Consider the following 14,192-nt stretch of genomic DNA (forward strand, 5'->3'; position numbering starts at 1 on the left):
CAGTGCCACCGCGCACCGGTCCGTGTGACAGATGTCAGCAGACAGCGGTGCGATCCGGCTCGTAGATTCCACCCGTGACACCGCAGAGCACGACCGCCCTGGGCAGGCTCCGCCGCTACACGTGGTGGTCGGTCGTGGCGGGCGGCGCGGTGGTCGGCCTCGGCACGGTCCTCGACCTGGTCTTCAACGGCCACGGCCCGGTCGCCACGCCGCTGCTGGCGGTGGCCGTGGTGGTCGTGATCGTGCAGCACACCCGCTACCTGCGGCAGGCGATGAGCGGGTTGGGCCGCGGCGAGGACCGGCGGTGGGAGCACGCGGCGACGTTCGCGGTGGCGCTGGCGGCGTGGGGCGCGGTGAGCGCCGACGACGGGTTCCTGCCGGTGTGGGCCGCGCTGCCCGCCCTGGTGGTCGCGCACGTGGCCGCGATCATGCCCGCCGGGCGGCGGTGGCCGGTCGTCGGCGTGATGTCGGCGCTGTCCATCGCGGTCGGCGGCCTGTTCGGCGGCGAGCAGGCCCGGCCGGCGGTCGTGCTGGCGGCTTCGATGACTGCCGTGCTGGTGTTCGCCGACGTGCTCCAGCTGTGGATCTGGGACCTGGTGGTGCAGCACGAGCAGGGCCGGCGGACCGCCGAGGCGCTGGCGGTGGCCGAGGAGCGGCTGCGGTTCGCCGCCGACCTGCACGACATCCAGGGCCACCACCTGCAGGCCATCGCGTTGAAGGGCGAGCTGGCGCAGCGGCTGATCGGCCGGGACGACGACCTGGCCCGGCGGCACGCGGGCGAGGTGGCGGAGCTGGCGCGGACGGCGTTGCGGGAGACCCGCGACGTGGTGCAGGGCTACCGGCGGGCCAGCCTGGGCACCGAGATCGCCAACGCGGTCGGCGTGCTGCGGGCGGCGGGCATCGAGACGACCGTCGAGGGTGACGCGGCGGGCGTGCCGCCGCCGTTGCAGCCGCTGTTCGGCGCGCTGGTCCGGGAGGGGACGACGAACGTGCTGCGGCACAGCCGGGCGCGGCGGTGCGCCGTGCTGATCGACGTCGTGGACGGGCAGGTGCGCGTGCGGCTGCGCAACGACGGCGTGCGCGTGGACGCCGCGGCCGGGAGCGAGGGGTCCGGCGCGGGGCTGGCCGGGCTGCGCGAGCGGTTCGCCACGGTCGGCGGGCGGGTCGAGGTGGGCGTCACCGACCCGGAGGGGTTCGAGCTGGTCGGCCGGGCCGGGGTGGGCCGGTGATCCGGGTGGTGCTGGCCGATGACGAGGACCTGATCCGGGGCGCGCTGGCGGCGTTGCTGGAGCTGGAGGACGACATCACCGTGGTCGCACAGGCCAGCGACGGCGACGCGGCGGTCGCGGAGGTCCGGCGGCACGAGCCCGACATCGCCGTGTTCGACCTGGAGATGCCCCGCCGGGACGGCGTGCTCGCGGCCGAGGCGGTGCGCGGGCTGGCCGGCGTCGCGGTGGTCATCGTGACCCGGCACGCGCGGCCCGGCGTGCTGCGGCGGGCGTTGAGCGCGGGCGTGCGCGGGTTCGTGCCGAAGACGACGCCGGCCGCGCAGCTCGCCTCGATCCTGCGCGACGTGCACGCCGGCCGGCGGTACGTGGACTCCGAGATCGCCGCCGCCGCGCTGACCGAGGGCGCGTGCCCGCTGACCGCGCGGGAGCTGGACGTGCTCCGGCACGCGCTGCGCGGCGGCACGGTGGCCGACATCGCCCGGGAGGCGCACCTGGCCGCCGGGACGGTGCGCAACTACCTGTCGTCGGCGATGACGAAGCTCGGCGTGCGCACCCGCTACGAGGCCGCCCGGCTGGCCTGGGAGGAGGGCTGGATCTGAGCCTGCCCGAGGTGCACGACCTTCACCGTCGTCATCTCGTCCAGCAGCTCGGGCCCGTAGCCGAAGCCGGTGCCGGACAGCCGGCGCGGCTGGGCCGCGCCGCCGGGCGCGCCGCCGAACACCGCGTTGACCTTCACCGTGCCGACCGGCAGCTCCCGCCACGCCCGCTGCGCGTGCGCCATCGACCCGGTCAGCACGGTCGCGGCCAGCCCGTGCTCGTCCACGCACGCCTCGGCCAGGCCGTCCTCGAACGACGGCACCACGCGCACCGGCACGACCGGGCCGAACGTCTCCTCCCGCATCACCCGCATGTCCGGCGTGCAGCGGTCGAGGACGGTCGCCGGGTAGTACGCGCCCTCGCGGTCGTCCACCTCGCCGCCGACCAGCAGCTGGGCGCCGTCGGCCACCGCCTCGACGACGTGCGCGTGCACGTGGTCCCGCAGCCGCACGTCGACCAGCGGCTGGGGGTCGGCGTTCCAGCGGCGGGCCTGCTCGCACAGCGCGGCCAGGAACTCCGCCGCCACGTCCCGGTGCACGAAGACCCGCTCCACCGACGTGCACAGCTGCCCGGCGTTGGTGAACGCGCCGATCGCGGCCTGCTCGGCCGCCCACACCGGGTCCACGCCCGCGTCGACCAGCAGCGGGTCGTTGCCGCCGTTCTCCAGCAGCGCCTTCGCGCCGGTCCGGGCGCAGGCGGCGGCGATCGAGCGGCCGGTGGCCGTGCCGCCGACGTGCGCGACGACGTCCACGTGCGGTGACGCGGCCAGCGCCGCGCCCACCTCGCCGTCGCCGGTGAGGCTCTGGAGCACGCCCGGCGGGAAGTGGTCGACCATGAGCTGCGCGAGCAGCACACCCGTCTGCGGGCAGCGCTCGCTGGGCTTGTGCACCACGGAGTTGCCGGTCACCAGGGCCGCGCCGAGCAGCCCGCAGGACACCGCGACCGGGTCGTTCCACGGCGTCAGCGCGACCACCACGCCCCGAGGTTCGGGCACCATGAAGTCCGCCGCGTCGTGCGAGCCGAGCAGCGACCGGCCGCGGTGGACCGGGCCCAGTTCCGCGTACTGCTCCAACGTGGACGCACCGGCCAGCACACCGTCCCGCGCGGACTCGAACGGGCGGCCGGTCTCGGCGTGCAGGAGGTGCGCCAGGTCGTTCGCGTGGTCCAGGATCGCGACCGCGGCGGCCTTGAGCGCGGCCCCCCGTTCGGAGGCGGGCGTCATCGCCCAACCGGGCTGCGCCTCACGCGCGGTGAGCACCGAACCGGCCACGTCCTCGTCCGTGGCGGTGGGCAGTCGAACGATCAGCCGACCGTCCACCGGGCTGTGGACGTCGAGCGCATCGACACGCATGTCCGTCATGGGCTCCGGGTACCCCTGTGCCCCAGGCGAAACCCGAGCCGAGGTCCCGAGGAGGACAGCCATGCCCGGAAGCGAGGAGCTGCCCAGCACGATCGCGCGCTCGTCCAAGAAGGCGCAGCGGACGTGGATCGAGGCGCACGACTCGGCCGTCAAGACCTACGGCGAGGGCGAGCGCTCGCACCGCACCGCGTTCGCCGCGCTGAAGCACTCGTTCGAGAAGGTCGGCGACCACTGGGAGCCCAAGGAGAAGAAGGGCCCGTCGGACGCGCAGGCCGCGCGCAGCACGCCGAAGCGGGGCAGGACCGCGGGCGGCGTGGACGCCAACGCCAGCAAGCAGCACCTGTACGACGTGGCCAAGAGGCTGGACGTGCCCGGCCGGTCGACCATGACCAAGCAGCAGCTGGTGGAGGCGATCGGCAAGGCGAACAACCGCAAGACCGCGAAGGCCCGGTCCTAGGAAGCGGTGACCGGGATCGCCCTCTGCCCTGTCGGGGCACGTCCTACGATCGGCGCATGGCATCCCGGTCACCGTGGGCCGCGCTGGCCCGGCTCGGCCAAGCCCACTGGTTCTTCGGCAACCTCTACGAGGCCGCGGTCGACGTGCCCCGGCTGGTGGCCGACGCCGAGCGGGAACCGCGGCTGCTCGGGCCCGGCAGCCCGCTGCGCTACTACGCCCCGGCGGCGCCCGTGACGGTCGCGGCCACCGGGGCGGCCCTGGTGGAAGCCTGGCGATCGGGTGGTGACCGGCGTGCCGTCGCGACCTCGGCGGCGGGCACGCTGGTCGCCGCCGGGCTCACCGGGTACCTGGTCAGGGCGGTGAACCTGCGGCTGCTGCGCGGTGGGACGCCGCCGGGCGCGGACGAGCGGCGGCGGTTGCTCCGGACCTGGCACCGGCTCAACCTGGTCCGCCTCGCCGCGCTCGCCGTGGCCGCGCTCGCCCTGCGCCGGTCGCGAGGGGTCAGGGCTCCAGCCACCCCCGGTCGGTGAGCAGCTGGCTCGCCTGCGGGCCCATCAGGGTCATGCCGCCGTCGACCACGAACGACGCGCCGGTCACGTACCCGGCCGCCGGCGTGGCCAGGAACGCCACCACGGCGGCGACCTCGCTCGCGTGACCGGGCCGCCCCAGCGGCACGCCCGGCCGTGACTGCGTGCGCGGGTCGACGTCCTCCTGGCCGGTCATCGGGGTGGAGATCTCGCCCGGCGCGACCGAGTTGACCGTGATCGCGTGCTCGGCCAGCTCCAGCGCCAGCACCTTGGTCAACGCGCCGAGCCCGGCCTTGGCCGCGCAGTACGGGGCAGCGCCGACCCTCGGCTGGTGCTCGTGGACCGACGTGATGTTGATGATCCGACCGCCGCGACCCGCCGCGATCATGTGCTTCGCGGCCCGCTGCGCGCACAGGAACGCGCCGTCCAGGTCGACCGACAGCACACCGCGCCAGGTGTCGAAGTCCATCTCCAGCGCCTTCTGCGCGCTGCCGGCGCCCGCGCAGTTCACCAGCACGTCCACCCCGCCCAGCTCGGCGGCCAGGTCGTCCACCACGGACGCGGCGGCGGGCAGGTCGGTCAGGTCGAGCTGCCGCACGACCGCCCGGACGCCCAGCCCGCGGACCTCCCGCGCGGTGTCCTCGGCGCCCGCCGGGTCGCGGTGGTAGGTGATGCCGACGTCGACGCCGCCACCCGCCAGCGCCACCGCGATCGCCTTGCCGATGCCGGAGTCGGACCCGGTCACCACGGCGCGCGTCGGCGTGCCGGTCCGGTCCTGGGGCAGGGGTGCGCTCATGGACCGCGGGTACCCCGCCGGGTGTTTGCCACACGCCGTGCCGGGAAAGCTCCGGGCAGCGAGAACGGCGTTCGGAGGGAGAACAATGAAGGCCGTCACCTGGCACGGCAAGAGGGACGTGCGCGTGGACACCGTGCCGGACCCGATCCTCAAGGAGCCGACGGACATCATCGTCCGCATCACCTCCACCGGGCTGTGCGGTTCCGACCTGCACCTGTACGAGGTGCTGGGACCGTTCATCGACCAGGGCGACGTCCTGGGCCACGAACCGATGGGCGTGGTCGAGGAGGTGGGGTCGGAGGTCACCGCGGTCAAGCCGGGCGACCGGGTGGTGATCCCGTTCAACGTCTCCTGCGGCTCGTGCTTCATGTGCGACCGCGGCCTGCAGTCGCAGTGCGAGACGACGCAGGTGCGCGAGCAGGGCTCGGGCGCGGCGCTGTTCGGCTACACCAAGCTGTACGGGCAGGTGCCGGGCGGGCAGGCGGAGTTCCTGCGGGTGCCGTTCGGCAACACGCTGCCGATCAAGGTGCCGGACGGCCCGCCGGACGACCGGTTCGTCTACCTCTCGGACGTGCTGCCCACGGCGTGGCAGGCGGTCGAGTACGCGGCCACCCGCGACAGCCTCGTGGTGCTCGGCCTCGGTCCGATCGGCGACATGGCGACCCGCATCGCGCAGCACCGCGGCGTGGAGACGGTCATCGGGGTCGACCTGGTGCCCGAGCGGATGGCCCGCGCCCGCTCCCACGGCGTGACCGTGCTGAACGTGCGGGACGCCCACGTGGTCGACCACATCCGCGAGCTGACCGGCGGGCGCGGCCCGGAGGCCGTGATCGACGCCGTCGGCATGGAGGCGCACGGCGCGCCGGTGGCGAAGTTCGCGCACCAGGCCGTCGGCCTGCTGCCGGACGCCATCGCGGCGCCGTTCATGAAGACCGCGGGCGTGGACCGGCTGCACGCGCTGCGGTTGGCGATCGAGCTGGTCCGGCGCGGCGGCACCATCTCGCTGTCCGGCGTCTACGGCGGGATGGCCGACCCGATGCCGATGCTGACCATGTTCGACAAGCAGATCCAGCTGCGGATGGGTCAGGCCAACGTGTGGCGCTGGGTGCCGGAGATCCTGCCCCTGCTGACCGACGACGACCCGCTCGGCGTCGACACCTTCGCCACCCACCACATGCCGCTCGACCAGGCGCCGCACGCCTACGAGATCTTCCAGCGCAAGCAGGACAACGCCGTCAAGGTCCTCTTCCGCCCCTGACCGGGCGTCCTGGGGCGCGGTGCTGACCGCAGCGAACGGCCCCGCCGCAGTGGTGCGCGGCGGGGCCGTTCGCTGCGGTCGTTCGCCGAGGTCATTCGAGCCGGTCTTCCTCGTCCTCGTCCTCGTCGTCGCCGCCGGTCTCCCGGCTGCGCTCGTGCCAGGGCCAGGCGAACCACAGCGTGCCGAACAGCACGGCCGCGAAGCCGCCCAGCGCGAACGCCACCCAGCCGCCGATGATGACCTCGCCGAGCAGCAGGATCGTCCCGATCATGGCGACGGCCAGGAACGCCAGGCCGGCGATGGCGAAGCGGTTCGCCACCTCGATCACGTCCTCCCGCCTGCCGCGGCGGAAGAGGAGCCGGTGCCAGGCGGCCGGCGCGGTCAGCAGCGCTACCGCGCACGCGGCGAACAGCACGGTGACCAGGTGAGTGATGCGGACGTAGCTGTCGGCCGACGCGTACCGGTCGGTGAACGTGATCGACAGCAGGAAGCCGAACAGGATCTGCACCCCGCCCTGCGCCACGCGCAGTTCCTGCAACAGCTCGTTGAGGTTGCGGGCCAACCTCCGTTGGTGTGACTCCTCAGCCTGGCTCACGGCCACCACGTACCCATCACCGGCCATGGTCAACCATTATTTTCGGGTGACGTACGAGAGGCCGAAGTGGTTGAGGGTGGCGGGCAGCGGCGCGTGCAGCACCGGCACCTCCAAGTGCTCGCGCAACGCGTCCAGCATCGTGCTGCCGGCGACCAGCACCAGGTCGCGACCAGGGCAGATGGCCGGACCGCCGCTGAACGGCACCAGGCCCGGGTCGTTCGGCGCGGGCCAGTTGCCCGGCGCGTAGCTGTCGGCGTACGGCAGGCGGTCCGGGTCGCGGTGGAAGTACGGCGCGAACACGACGAACGTGGTGCCCGCCGGCAGCCACGTGCCGTGCCAGCGGGTCGGCTCGGTGCTCTCCCGCAGGATCACCGGCGTGGTCGGCCACAGCCGGGCCGACTCCCAGATGCCCGCCTCGCCCTGGCCGCCGATCGCCAGCGCCCGCATCGTCACGATGCCCGCCGCGTCGAACGCGAACAGCCAGTGCGGCGCCTGGTCCAGCAGCTCGTCGGTGGGCGCGAGGCTCGCCAGGCTGCCCGGCTCCCGGCGTTCCAGGTGGCCGCGAAGCCGCTGCTCGAACCGCTTTCGCAACGCCTCCCGGCGCGGGTGCAGGTAGGCCCAGTTCGCATTGCCGCGCAACGTCTTCAGCACGTCGGTCAGCTCGACGTCCTCGCGCGCGAACGACCCGAGCACGATCCGCCGCGCCGCCCGCCACCACGCCTGCGCGAACGCCTCCCAGGTCAGCTCGCCGACGCTGCGGGCGTGGCGCAGCAGCAGGTCGGCCTCGTCGGCGACGATCGACCGCACGTCCACCTTCTCCGGCCGCAGCACGTCCTCGTTCACCGCGCGCCGCCGCGCCCGCTCCTCCCCCGTCGAGATCAGCACGCCGTGCGGCTGGAAGTGCGCCAGCGCGGCCCGCTTCTCCCGGGTCGCCGGCGCGAACGGCGTCGGCGAGTCGGCCAGCAGCCGCGACACGTCCACCGGGTCGAGGAGCAGCGCGACGCTGCGCCCGGTCACCCGCAGCCGCAGCGGTTCCGGGCCGTACCGCTCCCGGAACCCCCTCATGACGGCCACCGCCGCGGCGTCCGCCTGGACCTTCTCCGCCACCGCCGTCACAGCAGCCCGGCGCACGATGACGCCCTTGGCCAACGTCGGCAGCAGCACCTTGGCGAACGCCCGGCCGGTGTCCAGCCGCGAGGCTACGGCCACGATCCCTCCTCGGCGTGCGCGACGACGAGTTCGCGCACCTCACAACCCTCGGGCTGGTTCAGCGCGAACACGATCGCGTCGGCGACCCGCTCGGGCGGGTTGAGCTTGCTGTCGTCCGGCGGCCGGTACTGCTCGGCCCGGTCGTCGAAGAAGCGGGTGCGCATCCCGCCGGGGATCACCAGCGTCACGCCGACCCGCCCGGCGGTCTCGGCGGCCAGCGCCCTGGTGAAGCCGACCACGCCGAACTTCGAGGCGCAGTACGCGGTGGCGTCGCTGACCGCCTTGATGCCCAGCGTGGACGCGATGGTCACCACCCGGCCGCCGCCGGACAGCAGCGGCAGCGCCGCCCGCACCACCGCCGCGGTGCCGAGCAGGTTCACCATCACCACCCGGTCCCAGTCCGCGCCGGACACCTCGTCCAGCCTGCCGCACGCGTCCGTGCCCGCCGCCGTCACCACGGCCCGCAGGCCGCCGTTGCGCTCGGCGATGGCCTGGACCGCGCGTTCGGCGGCCCTGGTGTCGGACAGGTCGACCGACTCGAAGTCGGCGACCTCCGCCGCCGCCGGAGCGGCCTTGTCCAGCACGAGCGGTCGCCCGCCCAGGTCGTGCACCGCCTTGACCACGGCCGCGCCCAACCCGGACGCCCCTCCGGTCACCAGCACCTGACCGAGCATCAGCCCCTCCTCGACAGCATCTCGGTGGTCGAACGGCCCCGGTGGTAGGGCACGACGACGGTCCGCCCGCCCCAGCCCCCGACCAGGTCCGCCTCCGGCAGCGAGTCCACGGTGTAGTCGCCGCCCTTCACCCACACGTCCGGTCGGACCTCGGCCAACACGCGCTCCGGCGTGTCGTCCTCGAACACCACCACCTCGTCCACGCACCCCAGCGCGCGCAGCACCTCGACCCGGTCCTGCTCCCCGGTGACGGGCCGGTCCGGGCCCTTGAGCCGGCGCACCGACGAGTCGGAGTTCAGGCACACCACCAGGCAGTCGCCGAGCGACCGCGCGGCGCGCAGGGTGCGGACGTGGCCCGCGTGCAGCAGGTCGAAGCACCCGCCGGTGGCGACGACCACGCCGCCGCGCGCCCGCACCGCGTCCACTGTGGACAACTGGTCGACGGGCCGGAAGCCGGAGGCGCCGCCGCACCGCAGAAACTCGGCGGCCGACAGCACTCCGGCGGCCACCGCGTCGTCCATCGCCGCACCGCCCATGAGCCGCACCGCGACCGTCGACGCGAACCGGTCGCCCGCGCCGCACGGGTCGACCACGGGCACGCGGGGCGCGGGCACCGCGACCGGCGTGCCGCCGCCGTGCAGCAGCGCGCCGCCGGACCCGAGCGTCACCACGACCGCCCGCGCCCGCCACCGGTCGCGCAACGCTCCCAGCGCGTCCACCGGGTCGGCCCGGCCGCTGAACGACCTGGCCTCGGCGGCGTTCGGCGTCACCAGGCGGGCGTCGGGCACCGGGTCCGGCCCGCGCGGGTGCGGGTCCCAGACCACCGGCCGGCGGGCGAGCACGCCGCGCAGCCGCTCGTCGCGCACCAGCCCGCGCCCGTAGTCCGAGACCAGCACGCAGTCCGCTTCGAGGACCGCGTCCAGCATCTCGTCGGTGACCCGCGGCGCGCCCGGCCCACCACCCCGGTCCAGCCGGGCGATCGACTGGTCGCCGCACCGCAACCGCGTCTTGACCGGCGTCGACGCGGACGACGGACCCAGCACCGACGGCACCCGGGCCAGCTCCTGCCGCAGCCGGCGCCCGTCCTCGTCGTCGGCCACCGCGCTGACCAGCGTCACGTCCACGCCGTCGGCCGCGGCCAGCGCGGCGGCGAGCCCCGCCCCACCGGGCCGCGCCCGCTCCTCCTCGACGTCCAGCACCGGCGCGGGCGCGTCCGGGCACAGCCGGTCGGCCGTGCCGATCACGTCCACGTCCAGCAGCGAGTCGCCGACCACGACCAGCTTCACGACACCCTCCGCCCCGCCGCGGGCAGCGCGCCCTCGAAGGCCGCGCACAGCGCGTGCACCGCGACCAGCTGCGCCTCCTGCACGTTCGCGGGCTCGCCGGGCAGCGCCAGCACCTCGTCCACCACCTCGGCCAGCGGGTTCGGCACGGGGCCGGTCATGGCCCACACGTGCGCGCCCGCCTGCCTGCCCGCCTTCGCCGCCTCGATCAGGTTCGGGCTGCGCCCGCTCGTCGTCAGCAGCACGACCACGTCCTGCGGCCGGGCGTGCGCGGTGACCTGGCGGGCGAACACCTGGTCGTAGCCGTAGTCGTTGCCGATCGCGGTGACGCTGGACGACTCCGAGCACAGCGCGATCGCCGAGAACGGTCGCCGGTCGTCGCGGAACCGGCCGACCAGCTCGGCCGTCAGGTGCTGCGCCTCGGCGGCGGACCCGCCGTTGCCCGCGGCCAGCAGCCGGCCGCCGTCGGCGAGCCTGCGGGCCAGCACGCCGCCCCAGCGGGTCAGCCGCGGCGCCTGGGCGCGCAGCCCGGCCAGCGACTGGGCCAGCCCGTTCAGGTGCGCGTCGACGCTCATCGCGTCCCTCCCACGGCAACGGCCTGGCCCACCGTGACCCGCTCGTAGACGCGTTCGGTGTCCTCGGCGATCCGGTCCCACGTGTAGCGCACGCTCACCCGGTCCAGGCCCGCGATGCCGCACGCCTCCCGCCGGGCCTGGTCGGCCAGCATCGAGTGCAGCGCCCTGGCCAGCGCGGCCGGGTCGCGCGGCGGCACCAGCACGCCCGTGACGCCGTGCACCACCGTGTCGGTCAGGCCGCCGACCTCGCTGGCCACCACCGGCACGCCGCAGGCCATGGCCTCCAGCGGCACGATGCCGAACGGCTCGTACCAGGGCACGCACGCCACCACGTCGGCCGAGCGCAGCAGCGCGGGCATCTCGTCCCGCGAGACCTGCCCGGCCAGGCACAGCCGGTCCTGGACGCCGAGTCGTTCGGCGTGCGCGGCCAGCCGCCGCGCCTCCGGGTCGGCGCCGACGTCCACCGGGCCGCCCGCGATCACCAGCTCGGTGTCCGGCAGGGTCCGCAGCGCGGTGATCAGGTCCTGGAAGCCCTTGCGCGGCACGAGCCTGCCGACCGAGACGACGCGGTGCGGCAGCCGGCGGCGCAGGACCGGGCCGTCCGGCCGGAAGCGGTCCGGGTCGACGCCGCACGGCACGACCGAGATCCGGGACCGCCGCACGCCCATGCGCATCAGCTCGGCCGCCTCGTCGTCGCAGGTCGCGGCGATCCGGTCGGCTTCGCGGCCGATCATCCGCTCGATCGCGATCCGCTCGGTCGGGCTGGTGTCGTCCGCGCCCTGGTGGCGGCGCTTGACCGTGCCCAGGGCGTGGTAGGTCTGCACGACCGGCACGCCGACCTTGCGCGCGGCCAGCACCGAGGCCAGGCCGGACATCCAGAAGTGCGCGTGCACGACGTCCGGCCGCTCGTCGTACCACTGCCGCTCCAGGAACCGGGCGAAGTCGCCCATGTGCGGCAGCAGCTCGTCCTTGGGCACCGGGTGCGCCGGACCGGCGGGCACGTGCACCACCTCGTAGCCCTGCTCGGTGCGCGCCCGCTCGGGCAGGTCCGGGTCGTCGCGACGGGTGTACACCACCACGTCGTGACCGCGTGCCGTCAGCGCCGCGGACAGCGAGGCGACGTGCACGTTCTGCCCGCCGGCGTCGACACCGCCCAGGGCCGCCAGCGGGCCGGCGTGCTCGGACACCATCGCGATCCTCATCCGCTCACTCCTGTCAACAACCGGTCCCAACCCCGCAGGAACGCGTCGAGCCCGTACCTGGCCAGGGCGAACTCCCTGGCCTGCTTGCCCTTCTGCCTGGCCAGGGCGGGGTCGGCGACCAGTTCCGCCACGGCCCGCGCCAGCTCGTCCACGTCGGTGGACACCACGCCCGCCTCCGGCGGCACCGCGCGCACCACTTCGGTGCACGCCAGCGCCACCACCGGCATCCCCAGGTGCATCGCCTCGATCAGCGAGAGCCCCAGCGACGTCCACCGCACCGGGTGCAGGTAGAGCCGCCGCCGGGCCAGTTCCCGGTGCAGCGACTCCAGGTCGTGGTCGCCGCGGCCCACCTCCCCCAGCTGCTCGGTCTTCATGCCGAACACGTCCAGCGGCGCCACCTCGGCGAACCGCGGCAGCAGGTCGGCGCCCACCACCCGGCCGCGGCGCACCGGGTCGTTGACCACGACGGCCGCCCGCGGCAGGTCGCCGGTGTACAGGGGGCCGGGGTCCACCACGCCGTGCTCGATGACGACCGTGCGCGCGGTGCCGCAGTCCCACATCAGGTCGTTGAAGTGGGTGACGTGGACGATCGTGCCGGGCCAGTCCTTGAGCGGGTGCGCCTGGTTGGGGTACTTCGGCGTGTTGTGCTCCAGGTACACCACCGGGACGCCGGTCGGCACCCAGCCGACCTCCTCGGGCCGTTGCAGCACGGCGACGTCGGCGTCCACCCCGGACACCTCGACCTCGCGCGCGGCCGGCCAGTCGCGCCCGGCGAGACCCATGCCCTTGGGCGGTCCCGGGATCAGGTACTCGTGCCCACCCCGGACGAACGCGTTCGTCCAGGAGCCGTGCACGTGCCACAGCAGGATCTTCACGTCCGCACCCCCACTAGTTCGGTGACGGCGGTGACGACCCGGTCGGGCGTCACCCGGTCCAGACACGGGTGGCCCGCCACCGGGCACTCGCGGGCACGCGAGTCGCGGCACGGCGCGTTCTGGTCACCCAACAGCACGTGCCGCCCGTGCGGCGCCCACCGACGTGCGGGCACCACCGGGGAGAACAGGGACACGACCGGCGTGCCGACCGCGGCGGCGAGGTGCGCCGGGCCGGTGTTGCCGACCACGACGGCGTCGGCGCGGGCCAGCAGCCCGGCGAGCTCGGCGAACGTCGTCCGACCGCCGAGGTCGACGCCGTGCGCGCCCGCGACGTGCTTGGTCAGCGCCGTCTCGCCCGGCCCGCCGGTGACCAGGACGCGGTGCCCGGCCCCGGTCAGGGCGGTGACGGCCTCGGCGCACCGGTCCGGCGACCAGGCGCGGGCGGGCACCGAGGCGCCGGGGTGCAGCACGACGTACGGGCCGATCTCGGCGGGCTCCGGCGGGGTGGTGATCGCCAGGCGGCCGTCGTCACCCGGTGGGAGTTCGAAGCCCGCGGCGCGGGCGACTTCCAGCGCGCGTTCGGCCTCCGGGACGTCCGGGTCGTCCCGCAGTCGGACGTCCAGGAGGGAACCGGGGTAGTCGGTGGAGCGGGCCACGACCTTCGGCACGCCGGCGAGCTTGAGCAGCAGCGCCAGCGGCAGCGGGCTCTGGTGGAACGAGGTGAGGATCAGTGCCACGTCGGCGCGGACCTCTTTGAGGAGCGCGACGACCCCTTCTACGTCCGCGCCCCGGACCTCGGGGGCGGGGTTGCCGATCCACGGGCAGTCCCACCGCACGACCCGGTCCACGCCGGGCAGCAGGGCGGCGGCCTGCGCGCCGGGGTGCCCGCAGAGCAGCACGACCTGGCCCGCGGTCGCGGCGGCGCGGACCGCCGGACCCGCGAGGAGCACGTCACCGTCGCTGTCGAGCCTGGCCACGAGCGTCCTCATAGGACCATCTCCGCCGCGGCGCCCAGGTCGGGCGCGGCGCGGGGCGCGCGGTCGACCTCGTCCGGCAGGGTGGCGGGGGTCGGCACCAGGATCGGGACGACGCCCGCGGCCAGCCCGGCTTCGACGTCGGCCTCGATGTCGCCGATGAAGTAGGTGCGCTCGGGACGCGCGTCCAGGGCGGCGCAGGCGCGGAGGATCATGGCGGGCGCGGGTTTGCGGCACGCGCAGCCGTCCTCCGGGGCGTGCGGGCAGACCTGCCACGTGTCGAACGGACCGAGCAGTTCGTCCACCCGGGAGTTCACCGCGTCCACTTGCGCGCGGGTGAGCAGGCCGCGGCCGATGCCGGACTGGTTGCTCACGACCCCGGTGCGCACTCCCCTGCCGCGCAGGGCCAGCAAGAACTCGTGCGCGCCCGGCATCGGCACCACCAGTTCGGGGTCGCCGTTGTAGGGCACGTCCTTGATGAGCGTGCCGTCGCGGTCGAAGAGCACCGCGTCGGGGTTCTGGTCCACAGAGGAGAGTTAGCCGGTGGAAGTGGAAGCAAACACTTCGGGGAGAAGCGCTAC

The 14,192-nt window shown here is 74.7% G+C and carries 16 protein-coding genes; 5 read left to right on the forward strand and 11 right to left on the reverse strand.

What is annotated here, in order from left to right:
- The first annotated feature begins 74 nt into the window (after positions 1–74).
- Positions 75–1,229, forward strand: a complete 1,155-nt coding sequence (locus AB0F89_RS33080) for a sensor histidine kinase (protein ID WP_367129719.1) — start codon at positions 75–77, stop codon at positions 1,227–1,229.
- Positions 1,226–1,828, forward strand: a complete 603-nt coding sequence (locus AB0F89_RS33085; protein WP_367129721.1) for a DNA-binding response regulator — start codon at positions 1,226–1,228, stop codon at positions 1,826–1,828. Before AB0F89_RS33080 ends, AB0F89_RS33085 begins: the two co-directional genes overlap by 4 nt.
- Here the strand turns inward: AB0F89_RS33085 and AB0F89_RS33090 are convergent.
- Complete coding sequence (locus AB0F89_RS33090; RefSeq protein WP_367129723.1) at positions 1,786–3,186, reverse strand: aldehyde dehydrogenase; 1,401 nt, start codon at positions 3,184–3,186, stop codon at positions 1,786–1,788. The genes AB0F89_RS33085 and AB0F89_RS33090 overlap by 43 nt on opposite strands.
- Positions 3,187–3,247: 61 nt before the next feature.
- Here AB0F89_RS33090 and AB0F89_RS33095 point away from each other — a divergent pair, with 61 nt between their 5' ends.
- Both AB0F89_RS33095 and AB0F89_RS33100 read left to right on the forward strand, forming a co-directional pair.
- Entirely contained in the window at positions 3,248–3,643 is a 396-nt protein-coding gene (locus AB0F89_RS33095; RefSeq protein ID WP_367129725.1) for a ChaB family protein, read from the forward strand.
- Positions 3,644–3,699: 56 nt separating this feature from the next.
- Complete coding sequence (locus AB0F89_RS33100; protein WP_367129727.1) at positions 3,700–4,173, forward strand: anthrone oxygenase family protein; 474 nt, start codon at positions 3,700–3,702, stop codon at positions 4,171–4,173.
- Here AB0F89_RS33100 and AB0F89_RS33105 read toward each other — a convergent pair.
- Positions 4,145–4,966, reverse strand: a complete 822-nt coding sequence (locus AB0F89_RS33105) for an SDR family oxidoreductase (protein WP_367129728.1) — start codon at positions 4,964–4,966, stop codon at positions 4,145–4,147. The two genes, AB0F89_RS33100 and AB0F89_RS33105, sit on opposite strands and share 29 nt — an antisense overlap.
- A gap of 85 nt (positions 4,967–5,051) precedes the next feature.
- Between AB0F89_RS33105 and AB0F89_RS33110 the strand changes: the two genes are divergently transcribed.
- The gene (locus AB0F89_RS33110; RefSeq protein WP_367129730.1) at positions 5,052–6,224 is read left to right on the forward strand and encodes a zinc-dependent alcohol dehydrogenase; all 1,173 of its coding nucleotides are present in this window, start codon (positions 5,052–5,054) and stop codon (positions 6,222–6,224) included.
- Between the two features lie 91 nt (positions 6,225–6,315).
- Here AB0F89_RS33110 and AB0F89_RS33115 read toward each other — a convergent pair whose 3' ends face one another.
- From AB0F89_RS33115 to AB0F89_RS33155, 9 genes are read right to left on the reverse strand one after another with little or no spacing between them, the layout of a single operon-like run.
- Positions 6,316–6,846 (reverse strand): DUF6328 family protein, encoded by a 531-nt coding sequence (locus AB0F89_RS33115; RefSeq protein ID WP_367129732.1) that lies wholly within the window; start codon positions 6,844–6,846, stop codon positions 6,316–6,318.
- Positions 6,847–6,855: 9 nt separating this feature from the next.
- Positions 6,856–8,028, reverse strand: coding sequence for a cytochrome P450 (locus AB0F89_RS33120; RefSeq protein WP_367129733.1), 1,173 nt, complete (start codon positions 8,026–8,028; stop codon positions 6,856–6,858).
- Entirely contained in the window at positions 8,019–8,702 is a 684-nt protein-coding gene (locus AB0F89_RS33125) for an SDR family oxidoreductase (protein ID WP_367129735.1), read from the reverse strand. The genes AB0F89_RS33120 and AB0F89_RS33125 overlap by 10 nt, the downstream gene beginning before the upstream one ends.
- Positions 8,702–9,988 carry a D-glycero-beta-D-manno-heptose 1-phosphate adenylyltransferase gene (gene rfaE2 / locus AB0F89_RS33130; protein ID WP_367129737.1) on the reverse strand — a complete coding sequence of 429 codons (1,287 nt, stop codon included), beginning with the start codon at positions 9,986–9,988 and terminating at the stop codon, positions 8,702–8,704. The genes AB0F89_RS33125 and rfaE2 overlap by 1 nt, the downstream gene beginning before the upstream one ends.
- Positions 9,985–10,560: an SIS domain-containing protein gene (locus tag AB0F89_RS33135; RefSeq protein WP_367129739.1), complete on the reverse strand. Its 576-nt coding sequence runs from the start codon at positions 10,558–10,560 to the stop codon at positions 9,985–9,987. Before AB0F89_RS33135 ends, rfaE2 begins: the two co-directional genes overlap by 4 nt.
- On the reverse strand, positions 10,557–11,762 hold the full coding sequence (locus tag AB0F89_RS33140) for a glycosyltransferase (RefSeq protein ID WP_367129741.1): 1,206 nt from the start codon (positions 11,760–11,762) through the stop codon (positions 10,557–10,559). Before AB0F89_RS33140 ends, AB0F89_RS33135 begins: the two co-directional genes overlap by 4 nt.
- Complete coding sequence (locus AB0F89_RS33145; protein ID WP_367129743.1) at positions 11,759–12,637, reverse strand: glycosyltransferase; 879 nt, start codon at positions 12,635–12,637, stop codon at positions 11,759–11,761. The genes AB0F89_RS33140 and AB0F89_RS33145 overlap by 4 nt, the downstream gene beginning before the upstream one ends.
- On the reverse strand, positions 12,634–13,626 hold the full coding sequence (locus AB0F89_RS33150) for a glycosyltransferase family 9 protein (RefSeq protein WP_367129745.1): 993 nt from the start codon (positions 13,624–13,626) through the stop codon (positions 12,634–12,636). The genes AB0F89_RS33145 and AB0F89_RS33150 overlap by 4 nt, the downstream gene beginning before the upstream one ends.
- Positions 13,623–14,138 (reverse strand): D-glycero-alpha-D-manno-heptose-1,7-bisphosphate 7-phosphatase, encoded by a 516-nt coding sequence (locus AB0F89_RS33155; RefSeq protein WP_367129747.1) that lies wholly within the window; start codon positions 14,136–14,138, stop codon positions 13,623–13,625. Before AB0F89_RS33155 ends, AB0F89_RS33150 begins: the two co-directional genes overlap by 4 nt.
- Positions 14,139–14,192 lie beyond the last annotated feature (54 nt).

The organism is Saccharothrix sp. HUAS TT1, from assembly GCF_040744945.1.
Classification (GTDB): domain Bacteria; phylum Actinomycetota; class Actinomycetes; order Mycobacteriales; family Pseudonocardiaceae; genus Actinosynnema.

Coding starts and splice junctions, on each gene's coding strand:
- AB0F89_RS33090 (WP_367129723.1), bottom strand. CDS start 3,186: ATGACGGACATGCGTGTCGATGCGCTCGACGTCCACAGCCCGGTGGAC.
- AB0F89_RS33095 (WP_367129725.1), top strand. CDS start 3,248: ATGCCCGGAAGCGAGGAGCTGCCCAGCACGATCGCGCGCTCGTCCAAG.
- AB0F89_RS33100 (WP_367129727.1), top strand. CDS start 3,700: ATGGCATCCCGGTCACCGTGGGCCGCGCTGGCCCGGCTCGGCCAAGCC.
- AB0F89_RS33105 (WP_367129728.1), bottom strand. CDS start 4,966: ATGAGCGCACCCCTGCCCCAGGACCGGACCGGCACGCCGACGCGCGCC.
- AB0F89_RS33110 (WP_367129730.1), top strand. CDS start 5,052: ATGAAGGCCGTCACCTGGCACGGCAAGAGGGACGTGCGCGTGGACACC.
- AB0F89_RS33115 (WP_367129732.1), bottom strand. CDS start 6,846: ATGGCCGGTGATGGGTACGTGGTGGCCGTGAGCCAGGCTGAGGAGTCA.
- AB0F89_RS33125 (WP_367129735.1), bottom strand. CDS start 8,702: ATGCTCGGTCAGGTGCTGGTGACCGGAGGGGCGTCCGGGTTGGGCGCG.
- AB0F89_RS33135 (WP_367129739.1), bottom strand. CDS start 10,560: ATGAGCGTCGACGCGCACCTGAACGGGCTGGCCCAGTCGCTGGCCGGG.
- AB0F89_RS33140 (WP_367129741.1), bottom strand. CDS start 11,762: ATGAGGATCGCGATGGTGTCCGAGCACGCCGGCCCGCTGGCGGCCCTG.
- AB0F89_RS33150 (WP_367129745.1), bottom strand. CDS start 13,626: ATGAGGACGCTCGTGGCCAGGCTCGACAGCGACGGTGACGTGCTCCTC.